The organism is Solitalea canadensis DSM 3403 (assembly GCF_000242635.2).
Lineage (GTDB): Bacteria > Bacteroidota > Bacteroidia > Sphingobacteriales > Sphingobacteriaceae > Solitalea > Solitalea canadensis.
Map to the genome: position 1 here is coordinate 757,950 of NC_017770.1, position 19,060 is coordinate 777,009.

13 protein-coding genes are annotated in these 19,060 nt (G+C 37.2%); 12 read left to right on the forward strand and 1 reads right to left on the reverse strand.

The features are described from left to right. The first annotated feature begins 1 nt into the window (after window position 1). The 12 genes from SOLCA_RS03065 (at window position 2) to SOLCA_RS03115 (ending at window position 17,773) form a co-directional block, all read left to right on the forward strand. Window positions 2–1,636, forward strand: a complete 1,635-nt coding sequence (locus tag SOLCA_RS03065; protein WP_014678979.1) for a complex I subunit 4 family protein — start codon at window positions 2–4, stop codon at window positions 1,634–1,636. A gap of 2 nt (window positions 1,637–1,638) precedes the next feature. Then, complete coding sequence (locus SOLCA_RS03070) at window positions 1,639–3,156, forward strand: NADH-quinone oxidoreductase subunit N (protein WP_014678980.1); 1,518 nt, start codon at window positions 1,639–1,641, stop codon at window positions 3,154–3,156. 45 nt (window positions 3,157–3,201) lie between these two features. After that, window positions 3,202–3,330: a hypothetical protein gene (locus tag SOLCA_RS23710; protein ID WP_014678981.1), complete on the forward strand. Its 129-nt coding sequence runs from the start codon at window positions 3,202–3,204 to the stop codon at window positions 3,328–3,330. A 195-nt stretch (window positions 3,331–3,525) separates the two neighbouring features. Beyond that, on the forward strand, window positions 3,526–3,759 hold the full coding sequence (locus SOLCA_RS03075; RefSeq protein WP_014678982.1) for a hypothetical protein: 234 nt from the start codon (window positions 3,526–3,528) through the stop codon (window positions 3,757–3,759). A gap of 100 nt (window positions 3,760–3,859) precedes the next feature. Then, window positions 3,860–4,933: a hypothetical protein gene (locus tag SOLCA_RS03080; protein WP_014678983.1), complete on the forward strand. Its 1,074-nt coding sequence runs from the start codon at window positions 3,860–3,862 to the stop codon at window positions 4,931–4,933. A 121-nt stretch (window positions 4,934–5,054) separates the two neighbouring features. Continuing rightward, window positions 5,055–6,197 (forward strand): NAD(P)/FAD-dependent oxidoreductase, encoded by a 1,143-nt coding sequence (locus SOLCA_RS03085; protein ID WP_014678984.1) that lies wholly within the window; start codon window positions 5,055–5,057, stop codon window positions 6,195–6,197. Between the two features lie 184 nt (window positions 6,198–6,381). Beyond that, window positions 6,382–7,986 carry a histidine kinase gene (locus tag SOLCA_RS03090; protein WP_014678985.1) on the forward strand — a complete coding sequence of 535 codons (1,605 nt, stop codon included), beginning with the start codon at window positions 6,382–6,384 and terminating at the stop codon, window positions 7,984–7,986. 173 nt (window positions 7,987–8,159) lie between these two features. Then, the gene (locus tag SOLCA_RS03095; RefSeq protein WP_014678986.1) at window positions 8,160–10,781 is read left to right on the forward strand and encodes a zinc-dependent metalloprotease; all 2,622 of its coding nucleotides are present in this window, start codon (window positions 8,160–8,162) and stop codon (window positions 10,779–10,781) included. Window positions 10,782–10,946: 165 nt separating this feature from the next. Further along, complete coding sequence (locus tag SOLCA_RS03100) at window positions 10,947–14,303, forward strand: SusC/RagA family TonB-linked outer membrane protein (protein ID WP_014678987.1); 3,357 nt, start codon at window positions 10,947–10,949, stop codon at window positions 14,301–14,303. 11 nt (window positions 14,304–14,314) lie between these two features. Further along, window positions 14,315–15,637 (forward strand): RagB/SusD family nutrient uptake outer membrane protein, encoded by a 1,323-nt coding sequence (locus SOLCA_RS03105; RefSeq protein WP_014678988.1) that lies wholly within the window; start codon window positions 14,315–14,317, stop codon window positions 15,635–15,637. 94 nt (window positions 15,638–15,731) lie between these two features. Then, complete coding sequence (locus SOLCA_RS03110) at window positions 15,732–16,490, forward strand: LytR/AlgR family response regulator transcription factor (protein WP_042479205.1); 759 nt, start codon at window positions 15,732–15,734, stop codon at window positions 16,488–16,490. A gap of 68 nt (window positions 16,491–16,558) precedes the next feature. Next, on the forward strand, window positions 16,559–17,773 hold the full coding sequence (locus SOLCA_RS03115) for a BamA/TamA family outer membrane protein (protein ID WP_014678990.1): 1,215 nt from the start codon (window positions 16,559–16,561) through the stop codon (window positions 17,771–17,773). Between the two features lie 373 nt (window positions 17,774–18,146). On the opposite strand, the gene SOLCA_RS03120 is transcribed toward SOLCA_RS03115, so the two are convergent. Next, window positions 18,147–18,980 (reverse strand): hypothetical protein, encoded by an 834-nt coding sequence (locus SOLCA_RS03120; RefSeq protein WP_014678991.1) that lies wholly within the window; start codon window positions 18,978–18,980, stop codon window positions 18,147–18,149. Window positions 18,981–19,060 lie beyond the last annotated feature (80 nt).

Below are 19,060 nucleotides of genomic sequence, written 5' to 3' on the forward strand. Positions count from 1 at the left end.
GATGACGCTTAGTATACTCATATTTCTTCCTCTTGTTTTTCTGATTCTGATAGCTGTTTTGCCAGAATCAATGAAGCATACGTTTAAATACATCACACTTGGTGTATCAATTGTTCAAATGATTATCGCAGGGTTCCTGTATATGCATTTTGATCATCGGTCAGCCGGTGTTTTCGATGAAAAAACTTTTCAGTTTGTAGAGAAGCATTCATGGATTAACCTTGATCTTGGGACGCTAGGTAAATTGCAAATTCAATATTTTTTAGGCATTGATGGAATCAGTATCGGGTTATTGATTCTCTCCGCCTTTGTAATGGCTATTGCAGCTTTGGCTTCATGGGAAATTAAAACCAATTTGAAAGGCTATTTCTGTTTGTTCTTATTGCTGAATACGGCCATTATGGGTGTTTTTTGTGCGTTGGATTTCTTTCTATTTTATATTTTTTATGAATTGATGTTGTTGCCGTTGTATTTCCTTATTGGAATTTGGGGTGGGGCAAGAAGAGAATATGCATCAATTAAATTCTTCCTTTACACGTTATTCGGTTCGGTATTTATGCTGATTGTAATAATTGGGTTGTATTTTTCTGTAAAAGATCCGGTAACGGGTGCTCATACATTTGATATGCTTTCCATGATGAATCCAGCTAATTATGTTCCGGGTTCAATATTCGATCTTCATACAACAATTAAAGTATTTGGCATTTCACCGCGTTTGATTGCTTTCGCGGTATTATTTATTGCGTTTGCCATCAAAGTTCCGATTGTACCGTTGCATACGTGGTTACCAGATGCGCACGTTGAAGCTCCAACTCCAATATCAATCATACTTGCAGGCGTGTTGTTGAAAATTGGCGGTTATGGTATTATGCGTGTTTGTATTGGTATTTTCCCTGACGGAGCTGTTTATTTTAGCTGGATAATGGGTTTAATCGGTGTCATTTCCATTATTTATGGAGCGATGGCAGCACTGGCCGCTTCCGATTTAAAACGTCTGATTGCTTATTCTTCTGTTTCCCACATGGGCTTCGTGATGTTGGGAATTGCCTCACTAACTGTAGAAGGTTTAAGTGGAGCAATGTTCCAAATGATTAGTCACGGAGTATTATCAAGTATGTTATTCTTCCTTGTTGGGGTGATTTATAATCGTGTTCATGATCGTGAAATTGCCAACTTTAGGGGATTATATAGTCAAATGCCTGTTTATTCAGTATTTGTGTTCATTGCTTTTTTTGCTTCCTTAGGTTTGCCAGGTTTTTCAGCATTTATAGCTGAGGCATTTTCCTTGATCGGTGCGTTTAATTCTGCATCAGTTAATCAATTGCTGCCACGCTGGATGGCTATTGTGGGAGCGTTGGGCATTTTATTGGGAGCTGCTTATCTATTATGGACACTACAACGTATGTTTTTGGGCAAAACCCGTTTTAAAGGTGGAGATGAATGGGCAAAAGAATTAACGGATGTTAATTATCGTGAAGTAATTGCTTTAACGCCAATGGCTGTAATTGCTTTGGTGTTAGGAATTATGCCTTTCCTGTTTTTCGATATGAGTAATTCTGCAATGCTTGAGTTGGTAAATTCAACGCTTAAAAATGGCAGCGCACATTTGCAAACCTTAAGTAAATTGTTGAATTAGGAATGGAGCAATTTATTGAACATATACAAACCTCTATAGCTGATGTACTAGGAAGCTGGATGTATTTGCTTCCGGAAATATCATTAACGATTTTCTTTCTGACCGCCATCTTTGGCGATCTGTTCTTTTCAAAAAAGATCAAAAATATTGTTCCGATCATTACACTTTCTGGTCTTGCAGTAGCACTGATTGAGGTAATTGATCAATTTCTTTTGGTACATTCTGAGCCGGTAATGTTGTTTTCACAAATGCTGCGCCTTGATCATACAGCCATTTGGTATAAGCTGCTTATCCTTTTTTCAGGTATTATAGTTGTGCTTTTTTCGCTTCGTGATTTTAAATTACGTAATACAGAAAAGGGCAGTAGCGAATATTTTAGTTTGGTTTTAGTTGTTACCATTGGGCTAAACTTTATGATCATGGCTCAAAATCTATTGATGATCTATTTGTCGGTAGAATTTGTTTCAGTTTGTTCATACGTACTCGCAGCATCTTTAACAGGGCATAAACGATCTGAAGAATCAGGAATGAAATATGCATTGTTCGGTGCTGTAGGCTCTGCTGTGATGTTGTACGGAATGTCATTATTATATGGGTTTACAGGAACATTAAGCTTATTGGATCCTGCCTTTTATGTCGGTTTATCAAGCATGAATTTTATGGTTGCTGCTATAGCGTTGCTCTTAACAATAGCGGGCTTATTTTTTAAAATTTCTGCATTTCCTATGCATGTATGGGTTCCTGATGTATATGAAGGTGCCCCAACTCCAATCACTACATTTTTGTCTGTTGGACCCAAAGCCGCAGGTATCGCCTTATTGATCAATTTCGTACTGGCCTTAAATAATACTGGTAATAACACAGGATCTGTTTTCTTGTATTCAACAGAAGTATTTATGGCAATAGTGGCTATTGTTACAATGTGTATTGGTAATTTCTCTGCTTTATGGCAAAATAATGTAAAACGCCTGATGGCATATTCAGCAATTGGTCAGTCGGGTTTCATATTAATGGGCATAGCTGCTTATTCATTAACAGGACAAAAAGCAATTTTATATTTTCTATTTGTATATGCTTTTGCCAATATAGGCGCCTTTTTGGTAATTGGTTATTTCTCGAATGTTTTTCATTCAGAAGAATTAGATGATTATAAAGGGATGGGCATGAAATACCCTGTTGTTGCAGCCTGTATGGTGGTCTTTATGGTTAGCTTAACAGGATTACCACCAACTGCAGGTTTTGTAGGAAAATTCCTCATTCTATCTTCCGCTGTTGAAGCTTATACAATTGGAGGAAATGTGTTATTGTTAATTATGGTGATTTTTGGCGTAATAAATACGGTGGTCTCGCTTTTTTATTACTTGAAAATTCCATTAAACCTGTACCTCCGAAAACCTAAAACCGAAATCGCGTTAGATAAAGGAAATATACTTTATTCGGTAATAATTGTATTTCTAGCCATTATAACCATAATACTTGGCATCTTCCCACATAAATTAATGGAACTGATGAATCTGTAGGGAACAATAGCTGCAATAAAATGTTATAATCTTCAAAAATCTATTATGACAGAGAATCCCAATCGCTATGGTAAATTAGGCTTATGGCTTAAACGTATTGGCATCTGGGGATTCTTGTTTTTCCTGTTGAAAGGTTTGGCGTGGCTGGTGGCACTTTGGTGGGTTACGAAATAGCTATTAGCTATTAGTTTTTAGCTATTAGCTGTTAGCCTCTATCAAAGTCTACTACTAAACTAACTGCTAAAAGCTAATCGCTAACAGCTAATATCTTATCTATAATTTCTAATATTGCCGACTCAAAAACACATCAAATGCTTAAAAAAACCATTGCGACCTTAATGGTCTGTCTGCTATTCGTCCTAAACATCTATGGACAAAAAAAACGTTCAAAAGATCTACATTAATCTGGGGAAATATGCTAAAGGAATAGCTATTCCTATCCAAAATGAGGCAGGTAAAACAACTCTTCTCATTTCTGATGAAGATAAGATTCATTGTTGTTTATTGAATGATAGTTTACAGGTTGAATCTGTTCATTTGATTATGGATGATCCACGTTTATTATTTAAGAAAAAGCATTTAGGAAATTGCAAAAGGAAATAGGTACACCTTGTTCTTGTATGATAAAAGTATCAATAATGTAATTCGTTAAGTAATTGACTATGATTCAGCTGAAATTTCGAAAAAATATACCGTTAATGTAATGGGAAAGGATGAATCTTATTTAGATGCTGCTAACATGAATAATAAGGTGCAATTTATTACAGCCGATAAAAAAACGGGAACGGTCTATGTAAATGAAATCGATGAAGCAGGTAATAATTTAAAAACGCCTTTCAAATTCTTCGATATTAACAAACAAGACTTTGAAATAGTAAGTGACATTCTGTTTAGTTATAAAACCGATTTTACTAAAATAAGTTATGTCGGAGATATTAGCTTAAACACTACACAGGCAAATGAAAAAATGTATGCTTTTGATAATAAGATCATTTTTACTTACGATAAGTCAAATATTAACACTACTTATATTCTGACATTAGATTTAAACTCCAAACAATCCTCTTTGAGTAAAATAAGTCACTCAGATGTCCAATTTAATGGGTTGGGAGACATAAAATATAACTCGTTTATTTTTAATAAGAAATTATTCCAGGTGTCGTCATCATACACTGCATTAAAACTATCTATAAAAGACCTTGCTACAGGCAACACAATTAAGCAGTATGAATTTGAAGAGAATAAAGACATTGCTTTTAAAAATGGTCCAATAATTCAAGATGGAAGTGCTTATGACTCTGAACCGAGGGTGTTGAGCAAAAGCAATCAGTTACTGAGAAAAATCGCTAATTCAAAAGTAGCGGTAACGGCAAATAATAACAATGATTCAACCGTTTCGGTTACTATTGGTTCCTACCAAGAAATAAAATATGAAGGAGTGAGATTTAATAGTGGCGGTTTGCCAGGGATGGGATATAATGGAATTCCTATTGCTTCAATAGGAAATTCAATTACACTTAATGTCTTTGCTGCTCCTGGTTTATATAATTTTATGAATAATAAGACAACTAAGTCAGCTTATTTTAAAACCATACTTCATAATGCAGATTTCTCCCACATTACAGGAGATACAAAGAAAAGTACATTCGATAGAATTAATGATTATGAAGATTCTCTAGAGAACGCTAAATCTAATACAATGTTTGCTCAAAATGACGGATACGTTTATGGTTATTATAGCAGCGAAACAAAAATGTACAACCTGGTGAAATTTTAGTTTTAGCTATTAGTTGTTAGCATTTAGCTTTTAGTTAGTCACTACTAAAGTCTAATAACTAACAGCTAAAAGCTAATAGCTTCTTCGCAACTTAGCAGTTAAATTACCTAAATTAGCCTTCATGCTAAGTTACTGGGAACAAACCTCTTTTATCCATTACGATTTTATTATAGTTGGCAGCGGTATCGCCGGCTTGTCGACAGCTTGTTGTATTAAGGAACGATCGCCTAAAAGCTCTGTTCTTGTGCTGGAGCGTGGAATATTTCCAACAGGGGCCAGTACAAAAAACGCTGGCTTTGCCTGCTTTGGCAATGTGGGTGAAATCACTGCTGATCTTGAACTGATTGATTCCGATCGATTGTTGCAACTTTCAGTAAACAGGTGGGAGGGCTTGCAGCTTTTGCGGAAACGCTTAAGCGATAAAGCGATCGACTTTCAGCCGAATGGAGGTTATGAACTCATTCTTTATTCAGATACATATGATTATAAAAGTGGTATTGAAAAAGTAAACCAGCTTTTTAATTCGGCTTTTAAGAAAGAAGTATATGTTGAAGACCAAAAAAGCATTGATCGTTTCGGTTTTAATAAGAACCTGGTTAAAACCATGATATACAATTCATTGGAAGGGCAGATCGATACAGGTAAAATGATGTCATCATTGCTCTTGTATGCGCAACAACTAGGTATTAAAGTGATCTCCGGTGCAGAAGTATTAGAGATCAATGAAAATGAAAAACAAGTTGAGGTAATTGTAAAGTCGGAAATTTATGGTAAAAATGAATCCATAAAATTTGAAGCAGAAAAGGTCGCCATTTGTACCAATGCATTCAGCAAACGTTTTTTTCCGAACGCAGACCTTGAACCAGGCAGAGGACAGGTAATTTGTACTTCAGAAATCCCTGATCTTAAAATAAAAGGAACGTTCAATTTTACTGAAGGATATTATTATTTCCGTAACATTAATAACCGGATACTTTTTGGAGGTGCACGGAATGTAGATTACGATAATGAAACCACCGATCAATTTGCCCTGACTGAAAAGATACAGCAAAACCTTGAATACTATTTAAAAGAAATGATTTTGCCGGATGTAGATTATACAATTGATTATAGATGGAGCGGAATCATGGCATTTGGTAAAGAAATTACCCCGGAAGTGCTAAAAGCCAGCGATCGGATTGTTGCAGGCTTCAGATTCAACGGGATGGGAGTAGCCTTAGGTAGCAAAGTAGCCGAACAACTGACAGATTTATTGCTGCTTTAGAAATTACCTCACCCTAAATCCCTCTCCTTGAGGAGAGGGATTTAGGGTGAGGTGCTAACATATCTTATTTCACAAGTATGTAAAATTACAGCCATGAATTTCTCCTATTAAACATTCTGAGCGCTCCCTTCTCCTTGAGGAGAAGGGCCGTGGATGAGGTAGTATTTTACTATCTTTGTCCCCGATGAAGCGCGTTTTCGGAAATCAGCGGTATTTACTCTTTATAGGATTGATCATAGTATTGGCTTTTACATTGATCGCATTTTTTATTAGTGGAAAGCTAAATGAGCGTGTTGATGAGATCAGTGGGTCGCTGGCGAAGAATGTATACAAGCAAAAAGCCGTTGTTATGCGAGCTGAATTCGATAATCTCCTGCGAGCAATAACCACAGAAGAAAATCTACTGAAGGAAATAAAAAACAACAAAGATATTGATGAGTTGTCGCCTGCTATAAGAACTATTTTATTGGCAGACCCCAAAGTTAATCACGCATGGTATGCTGTTGTTGTTAACCAAGATACTGTTTATACAGGCGTCAACAGAATTTCAGGTGGATACACCCATACCAAAGTTTCCTCATTCATAAAATCATGGATTAAAACCGGCTTTAGTCAGCAAGACACCTTGAGCCGCATTAATAACATTATATCTTATCGCGACTCATTACACTTGCTTAATGCATCAAGAGTGAGATTGCCCGATAAATCAGAAGTACTTTTTGGGTTTGATATTAACCTACGGGAACTTCGTCAGTATTTCTGGAATGTCGACAAGTTAGGACAAGCTTATTTCTTTTTGGTAGATGAAAATGGAATCTGCTTATCACATCCCGATGAAAAATTGATTGGAAAAAAGCTGTATCCAATGCAGGATTCTTCCCTGATTAAAAAGGTGGTGAATGATAGCATTGTGAGACATGAAATCGTTCATTCCACTTACCTGGAAATTCCGGTAATGCAATACTACAGTCCGTTTCAGTTTGGAACAGAACGTTGGATATTGGGGGTAAGTACTCCACTTACCGTGTTTTCTGAAGATGTTGCTGCCATTCGAAACTATACCTTGGTAATGGGAGTGTTGAGTGTTTTCATCATTTTAACATTAGTACTTTTTGCCCAGCTTAAGTGGCAAAAAGAGTTTACATTGCGACAAGAGGTGCAAAAGCAGTCGGATCAGCTCGCGTTAAAAACTCAGCAACTGCGGTTAAAGGCAGAACGACAAGAAAAAGAAAATGCATTACTTCAGCTTCAAAAACTTAAAGAAAAGGTAGATCCACATTTCTTGTTTAACTCCTTCGGTTCATTAAATGCGTTGATTGAGCAAAATCCGGCCTTGGCACGTGAGTTTGTTGTTAAGCTTTCACGGGTTTATCGGTATGTGCTTGATTCTAATACAGAAGGATTGTCGAGTGTTGAGGAAGAATTGCGATTCGCTAGTCAGTATTATTTCTTATTGCAGATCCGCTTTGGCGAAGCTTTGCCTCCGCTACATGTGAATATAAAAGATGAGCACAGGCAAAAGCAATTACCATTTATGAGCTTACAAACGGTAATTGAAAATGCAATTAAACATAACATAGTTTCCAAAACAGATCCTTTGCATATCAAAATTGAAAGTGAGGAAAATCAACTCGTAATTTCCAATAACTATCAATTAAGGAATGATGTAAACGATTCCGGTAAACAAGGTTTAACTTATCTCAAAAGTACTTATAGTCATTATGGTAATTCATCTTTCCGACATGGAAAAGAAGCCGATGAGTATAAATGCTATTTACCTTTATTATAGGTAGCAAGGAATAAAATACCCGCGCCCGGGTTTAAAATTCCTCAATCAGTAAATAATTTTTACTCCTTAAATATGCGGATTCACTCCGCTGAATAAAGGGCTCACTCCGTATTGCTTTGATAATTGTCGTTTATACGACATTTTCAGCTTCGATTTCAATTAATCTGTTGCGAATGATTCAACGAATACCAGCTAAAAGTTTTTATTTCTGTGCGTTGCTGATCCCGGTGATGATAGGAGAGGTGGGCTGCGCTAAAATAATGAAAGGCAGTAAGTATAAGACTATTGCTGCTGATACTGTTAAAAAAACCAATGGCGATACAAAGAGTTACGGCGACCTTCTGAAAAATGCAAAAACTGAAGACGGGTTATTTAAGGTTCACCAGGTTAAAAGTGATTATTATTTCGAAATCCCATTGAAATACATGGGCAAAGACATGCTTCTTGTCAACAAAATATCTTCAGTGCCATTGGCGATAAATGAAGCAGGTTTAAACAAAGGAATGAATTACGAGAATAAGGTTATTCAATTCTCATATAATAAAGATGCAGGAACAATTTGGGTGAAAACAAATGTTCCGCAAGTAGAATCTCCTGCAGGAGATGCAATCACTCGTTCGGTAAATGATAATTTCACCGGATCTGTAATTGAAACGTTTAAAGTAGAATCTTATAATTCGGATTCTTCTGCAGTGGTTATCAAAGTAAATAAAGTTTTTGACGGAACTGAAAAGAGCTTTAACGATGTGTTCTCAAATATTGGATTGGGTACCAGTCCAAAAACTTCTCTTTCATCAATTGAACACATCAAAAGTTTTCAGCGCAATCTGGTTGTTCGCTCATTATTATCAACCACAGTAACAGAGGGTCAAACTTCAATGCCTGTTAGTATTGCAGTTACAACCAATCTGTTATTGTTGCCTGAAAAACCAATGACCCCTCGTTTTGCCGATGATCGTGTAGGGTTCTTTACAACACCGAGATGGTATTTTTCTGACGACCAACATCAAATGGAGCGCAGAAACCTGATTACTCGCTGGAATTTAGAACCAAGGCCGGAAGACCGTGAGCGATATAAAAAAGGAGAGTTGGTAGAGCCTGCGAAACCAATAGTCTTTTATATCGATCCGGCCACGCCGCCAAAATGGAGAAGTTATATTATTGCCGGAGTGCATGATTGGCAAGCTGCGTTTGAAAGAGCTGGTTTTAAAAATGCCATTATAGCGAAGGAAGTAACCGATACTGCAAATTTTGACATTGATGATGTCAATTATTCGGTAGTTACTTACGCCGCATCTCCAAAATCAAATGCAATGGGTCCATCTGTTGTTGATCCTCGTTCAGGTGAGATTATTGAATCAGATGTAATCTGGTGGCATAATGTTATGACATCGGTGCAAACCTGGATGCGCGTACAAACAGGTATTATTGATACAGGCGCTCGTGCTAATCGTTTGTCGGATGAACGTATGGGAAATGCTATACGTTTCGTTTCATCACACGAAATTGGTCATACGCTTGGTTTAAAACATAATATGGGAGCATCAATGAGTTTTCCTGTTGATTCCCTCCGCTCTCCATATTTCACTAAAAGAATGGGAGGAACCGCTTCTTCTATCATGGATTATGCTCGTTTTAATTATGTAGCTCAGCCGGGTGATAGAGTTGAAAATATCACTCCGCTAATTGGTGAATACGATAAGTATGCAATTGCATGGGGATATCGTTGGTTAGGTGCCGACAATCCTCACGCTGAGTTACCCCAGTTAAAATCGTGGATCAAGGAGAAGGAAAATAATCCACTTTATCGTTACGGTGAACAGCAAGATCCTAAGAATGTAATCGATCCTCGTTCTCAGTCGGAAGATATAGGTGATAATGCAGTATTGGCAAGTCAGTATGGTTTGAAAAACCTGAAACGTCTGGTGCCTCAAATTACTAATTGGGCAGCAAAAGATGGAGATAGTTATTACGATGCAGGTAAGCTGTACATGGCCGTTATTAATCAGTGGAGTACTTATGCTGATCATGTAATTTCCAATATAGGTGGTTGTTATCTTGAAAATCCAGTGGCTGGAGATAAAAAGAATGCCTACACACCGGTTCCTTTAAATCTTCAATTACAGGCACTGAATTATGTTCAGTCAGAAATTATGACAATGCCTGAATGGTTGTTTAATCCAACTTTATTAAAGAAAACATTCCCGATTCAGGATAGTCCAATGGGACCTTTCGAATACGGTCCTTATAATGTTCGTCGAGCTTACCAGTATAGTTTGATCTACTCGCTATTGAGTGATGAGCGTTTATTGAGAATGCTCGAAATGGAATTATTGTTTGGTAAGGAGAACGTGTTAACTGTAGCTCAGCTATTAAAAATAACCAGGGGAACAGTATTTAAACCAACCGTTGCGGGTCGAAATTTAACTATAACAGAAAGAATGCTGCAACAAAATTATGTAGACGCATTACTGGTTAGTACCGATAAATTATTAGCAAAGGTGGCTAAAAAGAGTTTACAGGAAGTGGAATCAATTAAAGCAATACAATCGCCTTTCGCATGCGATTACGGAATTGAAAAATTGACTAGCTCAAAAAATGTAAACGAGGATTCATTGAGAAATATTTTTGTGACCTCAATGTCAAGGACTTCTGATGTAGCGGTTGAGAAGCGTGGTGAATTGTTGCGCATAAAGGAGTTGCTGGAAAAATATAAAAACGTTGGTGATGAAAGCACCAAAGGGCATTATCTGGATTTGATTATGCGAATTAACCAAAGTTTGAAATTAATGTAGTTCACAGTTATTCCGTCTTGCTTAACCGGGGCGGAATGATGGGTGATAAGTATAAACGCTTTCCGAGTAAATACGATTGCTGTTGGAGATCTGTCTGTAGTTACAATTATGCAGACAGTGCTTCCAACGGGCTGACAAAAAGAACCAAAAACTAATCAAACATACATGAATAGATTTCTACTAATTCTCCTTTTTCTGAGCGTAAGTCTTTCAGGCTTTGCCCAGGAGCTGTTCATTATTAAGGGACAGGTTATGGCACAGGATGATAAATTACCCATCCCTGGTGCTTCAGTATATGTAGATAAATCAACCGTCGGACAACGTACTGGTGTTCCGGGAGTTGTTGAGAATTCTGCGATTGGTACAATTACTGATTCAGAGGGTCGATTTACATTAAGTGTTCCTAAAGGAACTGAATTCTTAACGGTAAGTTTCCTTGGTTTTAATTCACGACGCGTACCGGTTTTAAATAAACCATATGTAGTTGTTTATATGGAAAGTGTAAGAAGCGAATTGACCGAGGTAATTGTTACCGGTTATGCGGATATCCAAAAACGTAAAAACACTACTTCAAGTGCTAAAATCGAATACCAGGATGTTCGTCAGGGTGGGGTTGCAGGTATTGATCAAATGCTACAAGGTCAGATTGCGGGTGTGTCTGTTTCACCTTTAAACGGTGGGCCGAACGCAGCCAGTAAGATCAAAATTCGTGGTACTGTTTCATTGCAAGGTACTCAGGATCCTTTATGGGTAATTGATGGTTTACCTATTGAAGGTACCAGTTTACCATTAAACTTATTGGATAAAAACAATATTGACGAGTTACGCAACCTTCCGATTGCAGGTATCAACTCAGATGATATTGCCGACATTACCATCCTTAAAGATGCTGCGGCAACGGCAATCTATGGTGCCAGAGCTGCAAACGGTGTAATCGTTATTACCACTAAGAAAGGTAAAAACGGTCCGATGTTGGTAAACTTCAATGCAAACACATTTATTTCTGAGCGTCCTGATTTTGGTAAACTTAACCTGATGGATGCATCACAGAAAGTAAACTGGGAGTTGGATTTAGCAAAAAGAAGTGACCTAACATTCCGTGATGATAAAGGAGCTGTTGCTCGTATCTTAAGCAAATCAGGAGAGTTGGCTACTTACAGACAAAATGGTTTTTCTGCGTTGAGTCAACAAACACAAAGAGCAATTAATAACCTTAAAAACGTTCAGACTAACTGGGGTAATGAGTTGTATCAAACAACAATTAACCAGCAGTATGGCGTAAATATTTCAGGTGGTAATGATCGTGCTGATTATTATTTCTCGGCAGGATATTACAATGAGAAAGGTACTACTATTGGTACAGGTTTCGAACGTTATAATGCAACCTTGAAAACCAATTTCTACTTAACTAAAAAGTTCACTACAGGAATTTCATTATTCGGTACAACTTCTGAGCGTAATGCTTACTTAACAGAAACTGACGTATTTACTAATCCGTCATATTATGTAAGAAACGTGAATCCATACCTTGCTGCAAGAAATGCTGATGGCAGCTACTTGTATGATGCTGATGCTAACGGTTTTGAGGATCGTTATGTTCCTTTCAATATTTTAGAAGAACGTGCAAACACCCACAATACATTAAGCAACCAAAGCTTAAAAGGTATTGTTGACATGGAATACAAAATTATTCCGGAGTTGAGTTTGAAAACGCAGTTAGGTTTACAGTTTGAGAATATCGATGCTGAAAAGTTTGGTGATCAAAATTCTTATTTCACTCGTAAATGGAGAGAAAAAACCCGTCGCTATAACTCTTCAACAAAAAAATATGAATATTATTTACCGGTAGGAGGTATTATTCAGAATAGTGAAGGATCAACTTTCCAGTATAACTGGAAATCAATGGTTGAGTTCACCAAAACATTTAACCACAAGCATGAAATAGAAGCAATGGTTGGTTCAGAATTACGTAAAACTAATGATGAATTGATCAACACCAAAGGTTTTGGATTTAATCCTCAGACCCTAACAACGCAGCCAATTATGTTCCCGAATGCAGATGCTGCCAATAACGCTGATTTCCGTGCGTATCAAAAAACTAAGCTTCAAAACGCTTTTGCGTCATTCTTCTCAACAGTGTCTTATACCTATGCTCGCAGATATACCGTGTTCGGAAGTTTACGTTATGATGGTTCAGATTTGTTTGGTGTAGACCCAAAATACCGTTATTTGCCAATTTGGTCAGTTGCCGGTGCATGGAATGCTAAAGAAGAAGATTTCCTTAAATCAGCTAAATGGTTATCAAGTTTACGAGTACGTGGATCATATGGTATACAAGGTAACTTAGATAAAAGTACATCACCATTTGTTGTAGGTTCTTATAACAACGTAAGTGTACTGCCAGGATCCAATGAGCAGATTATTAATGTATTGAGTCCACCTAATAGTAAATTACGCTGGGAAAAAACAGCGACTATAAACGGCGGTGTTGATTTAGGTCTAGTAGATAACCGAGTACAAATTACATTCGATTATTATAACCGTAACAGTTCTGACCTTATTGGTTTACAATCGTTGCCTCTTGAAAACGGATTTGAATTTACGAATGCAAACTGGGCTAGGGTAAACAACCGTGGTATCGAGTTGTCAATCTCAACTCGTAATATCAGATCAAACAACTTTGAATGGTCAACAGATTTTAATATAGCACAAAACAAGAGTAAAGTTGAGCGTGTTCAAATTCGTGAAACCGACTGGACTCCATCAAAAGAAGGTTATCCTGTAGATGCTGTTTTCGTGATTAAAACTGCAGGTTTGGATAAAAACGGATTACCGTTATTCCAGAAAAAAGATGGTAGCGTTGTTACAATGGAAGAATTCTACAAACTGTACGATCAGTATGCAGAGATTTTCCCTGGAGAGATCAGTGCATCGGCTTTGAATAATGCTGAGTACCGCGACTTGTTTACTTATGCAGGTAACCGTGATCCTAAATTTGTCGGTGGTTTAACCAACAGATTCCGTTTAGGAAATTTTGATCTTGCAATTGCAGCCAGCTTTACGCTTAAGCAATTAATGACTCGTTCAATTCCTTACAACCCTGCTGAGATAGATCGTGGTCATAACTACACGACAGACGTTTTAAATGCCTGGACTTCAAAAAATACTAATACTTCATTGCCAGCGATTTTTGGAAGAGATTCATACAATGGTGATCGCTGGATGGCTCAGCAGTTCTTATCTGCTACCGGTACAGATCCTGGAAGATCATTCCCGTTATTGGATATCTGGACTAAAGAAATGAGTTATGTACGCTTAAGTAGCTTGAGGTTAGGTTATACATTGCCAACTTCATTGGCTAGTAAAATCAAAGCAAATAGCTTGCGCCTAAGTGTTGAGGGAAGAAACCTGTTTGTGTTCAGCAGTGATTATGACGGATTCTTTGATCCTGAAACTTACGGTAATATTTATGCTCAACCATTATCTAGAAGTATCTCTTTTGGAGTTAACGTAACTTTTTAACCTGACCACGCATGAAAAGAATAATAACAATTGGCGCTTTATCACTTAGCTTATTAGCTACAAGTGCCTGCAACAATTATTTAGATATACAACCTGTTGGAAAAGTAATCCCTCAAACTGCTGAAGATTTCAGAGCGTTACTTACCAATGCTTATTCAACTTTCCCTACTCACAAATCATACCTGGCACTTCGCACCGATGAATTGCTGTTGGATGAAAATAGCGAGGACATACCAAATTTGAGAGATATTTATCTGTGGAATGATGGGAATCCTGACGAGAAAACAATACCAATGCCTTGGACTCAGGTTTACAAAACCATTTTTTTTGCGAATAGCGTAATTGCTGATGCGGAAAGTAAGGCGGGAAAGAATGAGACTGTAAATCAGATCAGAGGCGAGGCTCATTTGATGAGAGCATACTGCCACTTTGAATTGTTGAACTTATATGCTAAGCCATACAATAAAGCAACAGCTGCAACTGACAAAGGCATTCCAATTTCAACCTCTATCGATATTGAACAGAAATATGTTTCATCTCCGGTTGAAAAGGTTTATAGTCAGATATTTGCTGATGTTGCAGCAGCTAAAAAGCTTTTAAACAAAGCTTCTTTTGATGCAGGTTATAACTATCGTTTTACCACTCGTTCATTAGCAGCTTTCGAGGCACGTATTTATTTATACCGTGGTGAGTGGGATAAAGCATTAACAGCAGCAGAAACAGGTCTTCAGTTAAATAGTACATTAGAAGATCTTAATGATGCGGCAAGTAAATCGCCAAGCCATTACCAGTCTAAAGAAAGTATTCAGGCGATGGAAAATACAATGAATAGTATCGTAACCCGTACCTCATTTATATCACCTCACCTGATCGGTATTTATTCAGCAGGAAACGATTTACGTTTAGCGAAATATTTTGCAAATAACGGCAGTAATTATTCATCAGCAAAAGGAAATGGTCCGGAGTTTAAAGTATCTTTCAGAAACGGAGAGCTTTACCTGATCAAAGCAGAAGCAGCTGCACGTACCGGTAAAGATGCTATTGCCAGAGAAGCCTTGCTTGCATTGGAAGTTAAACGTTTAATCCCAACTTACTTTACTACTCAGAAACAGTTAATTGATGGTTTGAGTGGAGAAAATTTGGTTAATGAAATTCTTAAAGAAAGAGAACGTGAGTTAGCACTGGAAGGACATCGTTGGTACGATCTTCGTCGTACAGACCAAATTGAGATTAAGCACACTGCTCTTGAAAAAAATGCTACGCTGATAAAAAATGACCCAAGATATACGATCCGTGTTCCTAAAGAAGCATTAGTGAACAACCCGGATTTGTAAGAGATAGAGAAAACCAAACAATTAAATTTTAAGATAAACTCCGGCCTTTCTAAAATGGTCGGAGTTTTTTACCTTACAGCCTCCAATGAATAATATGACCGTACTAATAATAGAAGATGAAGAATTAGCAGCCAATGAACTTCAGAATACATTACGGCAGCTTGAGCCAACTATTGAAATAGTGGCTGTTCTTGGTACGGTAAAATCAGCTGTTCAATGGTTGAAAGATCATCAGGTTGACTTGATTTTTATGGACATCCATTTAGGTGATGGTGATAGTTTCCAAATCTTTCAGCAAGTAACAATTAAATGCCCTGTTATTTTTACTACAGCTTACGACGAATATACCATGAAGGCTTTTAAGCATCAAGGTATCGACTATTTGCTTAAGCCGTTTGATAAAGAGGATGTTCAGCTGGCTTTGCAAAAATTAAAAAACATTAATGATTCGGTAATTAAGGAAACTGAAGCCCCAGTTGTTCCAGTTTTACCATTGAGTTATGCGCAGGGAAAAGAACGGTTTATGGTAAACATGGGTACCCGTCTTAAAACCATTTTAGTAGGTGAGGTCGCTTATTTTATGGCCGATGATAAATATTTGTTTTTGATTACACGTGATGGACAGAGTTACATCATCGAAGAAACCATCACCAGTTTAGAACCCCAGCTTTCTACCAAAGATTTTTTTCGGATTAACCGGAAGTTTATTGTAAGCCTGCCTTCTATTAAAGAAATGTATAAGTTATCGAGGAACCGGGTTCGCATCATTCTTGATCCAATTCCCGAAACAGATATGATGATCACGGTGAGCGAAGACCGGGCTGAAGCATTTAAAACCTGGTTAAACTTATAACAAGGACGATACAAAGCTTACTTCAAATTCTATTTGGCTATCTTTGCAGCCACTATACTGAAACCTTAATGAAATTTCGTTGGTCATTAACAGTCTCTCTTTCCATTTTATCCTATTCTTCGGTTTACAGCCAGGAAAAAACAGATACTGTTAAAGTACCTAAACAAGATTTATGGGATATCGTTTTTCCAAAGAAATTAGCTCCCGGTGAGAAAGAGGTTACCTCTAAAATTCAAAAAAGTATATTACCATACATTTCGGCTAATCCTGCAACCGGAATTGAATTTGGTGTATTCGGTAACTTAGCAGCTTATTTTGGAGAACGTCCCACAACCCGCCTATCAAATCTTACAGTAGGAGCCACCTACACAACCAAGGATCAGTTTTTTACTTCTTTGAGGAGTAATATCTTTACTAACCACGACAAATGGATATTGTCCAGTGACAATCGATTCTATAAATATTCGCAATCTACTTATGGTTTAGGCTCATCAAGTTCAAAGAATGATGAGGTCCCATTGCAGTTTAACATGATCCGTTTTTATGAAACTGCATTGCGGGAAATCTATAAAAGTGTTTATGCCGGGGTAGGAATAAATTATCAACGCCATTATGCCGTAACAGGGTTTAAGCCATTTAACAATAACCAAAAGGAGGGTGATGTTTATTCTGTTTACAGTGCAAATTATGGCTTTGATCCGACTGTTTATACTTCTGCCGGCTTTAACATTGCAGCAGGTATCGATAGCCGGGATAATATCATAAACGCCTATAAAGGAGTTTATGCTCGGGTAAATTATGCGTTGTTCGGTAAGTTTTTTGGAGGAGCCAGTAAGTGGCAAAATCTATTCACCGAATTCAGAACGTACCTGCCCATGAAAAAGAACAACAGTCAGGTGTTAGCTTTTTGGTATTATGGCAGTTTTATCACATCAGGAAATGCCCCTTATATGGATCTTCCGGCAATTGGATGGGATACCTATGGCAATTCTGGTCGGGGTTATGTTCAGGGTCGTTTCAGAGGCAATTCATTAATGTATGGTGAAGCCGAATATCGCTTAAGATTAACTAAAAGTGGTCTATTAGGAGCAGTTGCATTTTTGAACTGTTCAACTACTAGTAATAAACAGGATGCTGAAAAGCTTTTTGATGCCGTTAACCCCGCAGGAGGAATTGGCTTACGAATTAAGCTCAATAAAATATCCCGAACCAATATTACCATTGATTACGGAATCGGTAAAAACTCCAATGGTTTTTATTTGAATGTTGGTGAGACGTTTTAAAGTGAATTTACATACCAGTGAAACAGACCCCTAGCCCCTAAAGGGGAATCTGTATCGTTTGAAAAAATCACTCTCTGCATTAATTAGTATTAATAATTTGCAGTTAACTCTGTCAAATGCTCAATCCCGCCTTGTACAGTTCGGAAGAGTAAACTTAAGTTCTTGCGGAAACTGCGGGAGAACTGTACGCAGCGGCGGCGTTTTTTGCTTACTTTTTTTCGCTGCTGGAAAAAAGTAAGTCTCGCGGAAAGCGACTAAGTGAAATAAAGCACGATTGAATATTAAAATGAGACACTTTTGACACTACTGTCAATAACTAAACCTTTCCCCTCTTGAGAGGGGTTAGGGGTGTGTTCATCCAAAGTATGGATCACTAATCATTCACCGCTAAAAGCTTATACTTAAGCTGATTTGCCATTTTAGCCGCAGAGATGTTATAAATATATAAAGTATCGTAGTTCCCTGATATTTTCCAGGCATATGGTTCCGTTTTTCGTTTCGAGGTGAAATAAATAACATTTTGGAGTTTACCTTTAAGAAGCTGTGTGCAAGGAGACGAGTAACATACGGCAAATTTTTCAAAATCAGCCAGACCGATAATGCTCCCGTCAAACCTGAAATTGACGGTTTGATCTGTTACAGTATTATTTTTATCTATTAGCTTGTAATTGTTTGCTATTGTACTTTCGTTAACGGCTTGGCTAAAAGCAGTTTTTATTCCTGCTTCCACATATAAATATTTAACATTTGCTTTTTCATAAACGCATTCCGGTTTAATCCGGTTTGCACTTGTTTCTCTTTTTTGTACTAAATGATCAAGGTATTTATCATAAGTAAAAAAAAGTGTCTTTCCGTTTCTTAATTGGATGGATAAAGAATCAGAACCATAATATTTAACAGGAAGATGCTGTCGACTGCCATCTGCATATGCTATTACACTATCGATTTTACTATCCTCAAAAATTAACTCCCAAACATCAGGTTTTTGGGTAGCTACATCAATATTGTCCGAATTACGTTTTAAGCTTAATGCAGCCAGGTAATCTTTGCATAACCAGTTACCTTTGAATTTAGTTCTAGGTCCAGTTATAACTGAATCAATTGTTTTGGGGGAAGATTCCTTTTCAGCGTCTGTAATTGAAGGTTTACTTTTACAACCATTAAAGAGAATAAAGAATGAGAGCGTTACTAATAAAGATGATTTCATAAATTTAATATGCCTAATAAATTTACGAATCAGTTTTGAAGAAAGTATACAATCTTCAAAATATAATTTTGGAAGTTTAA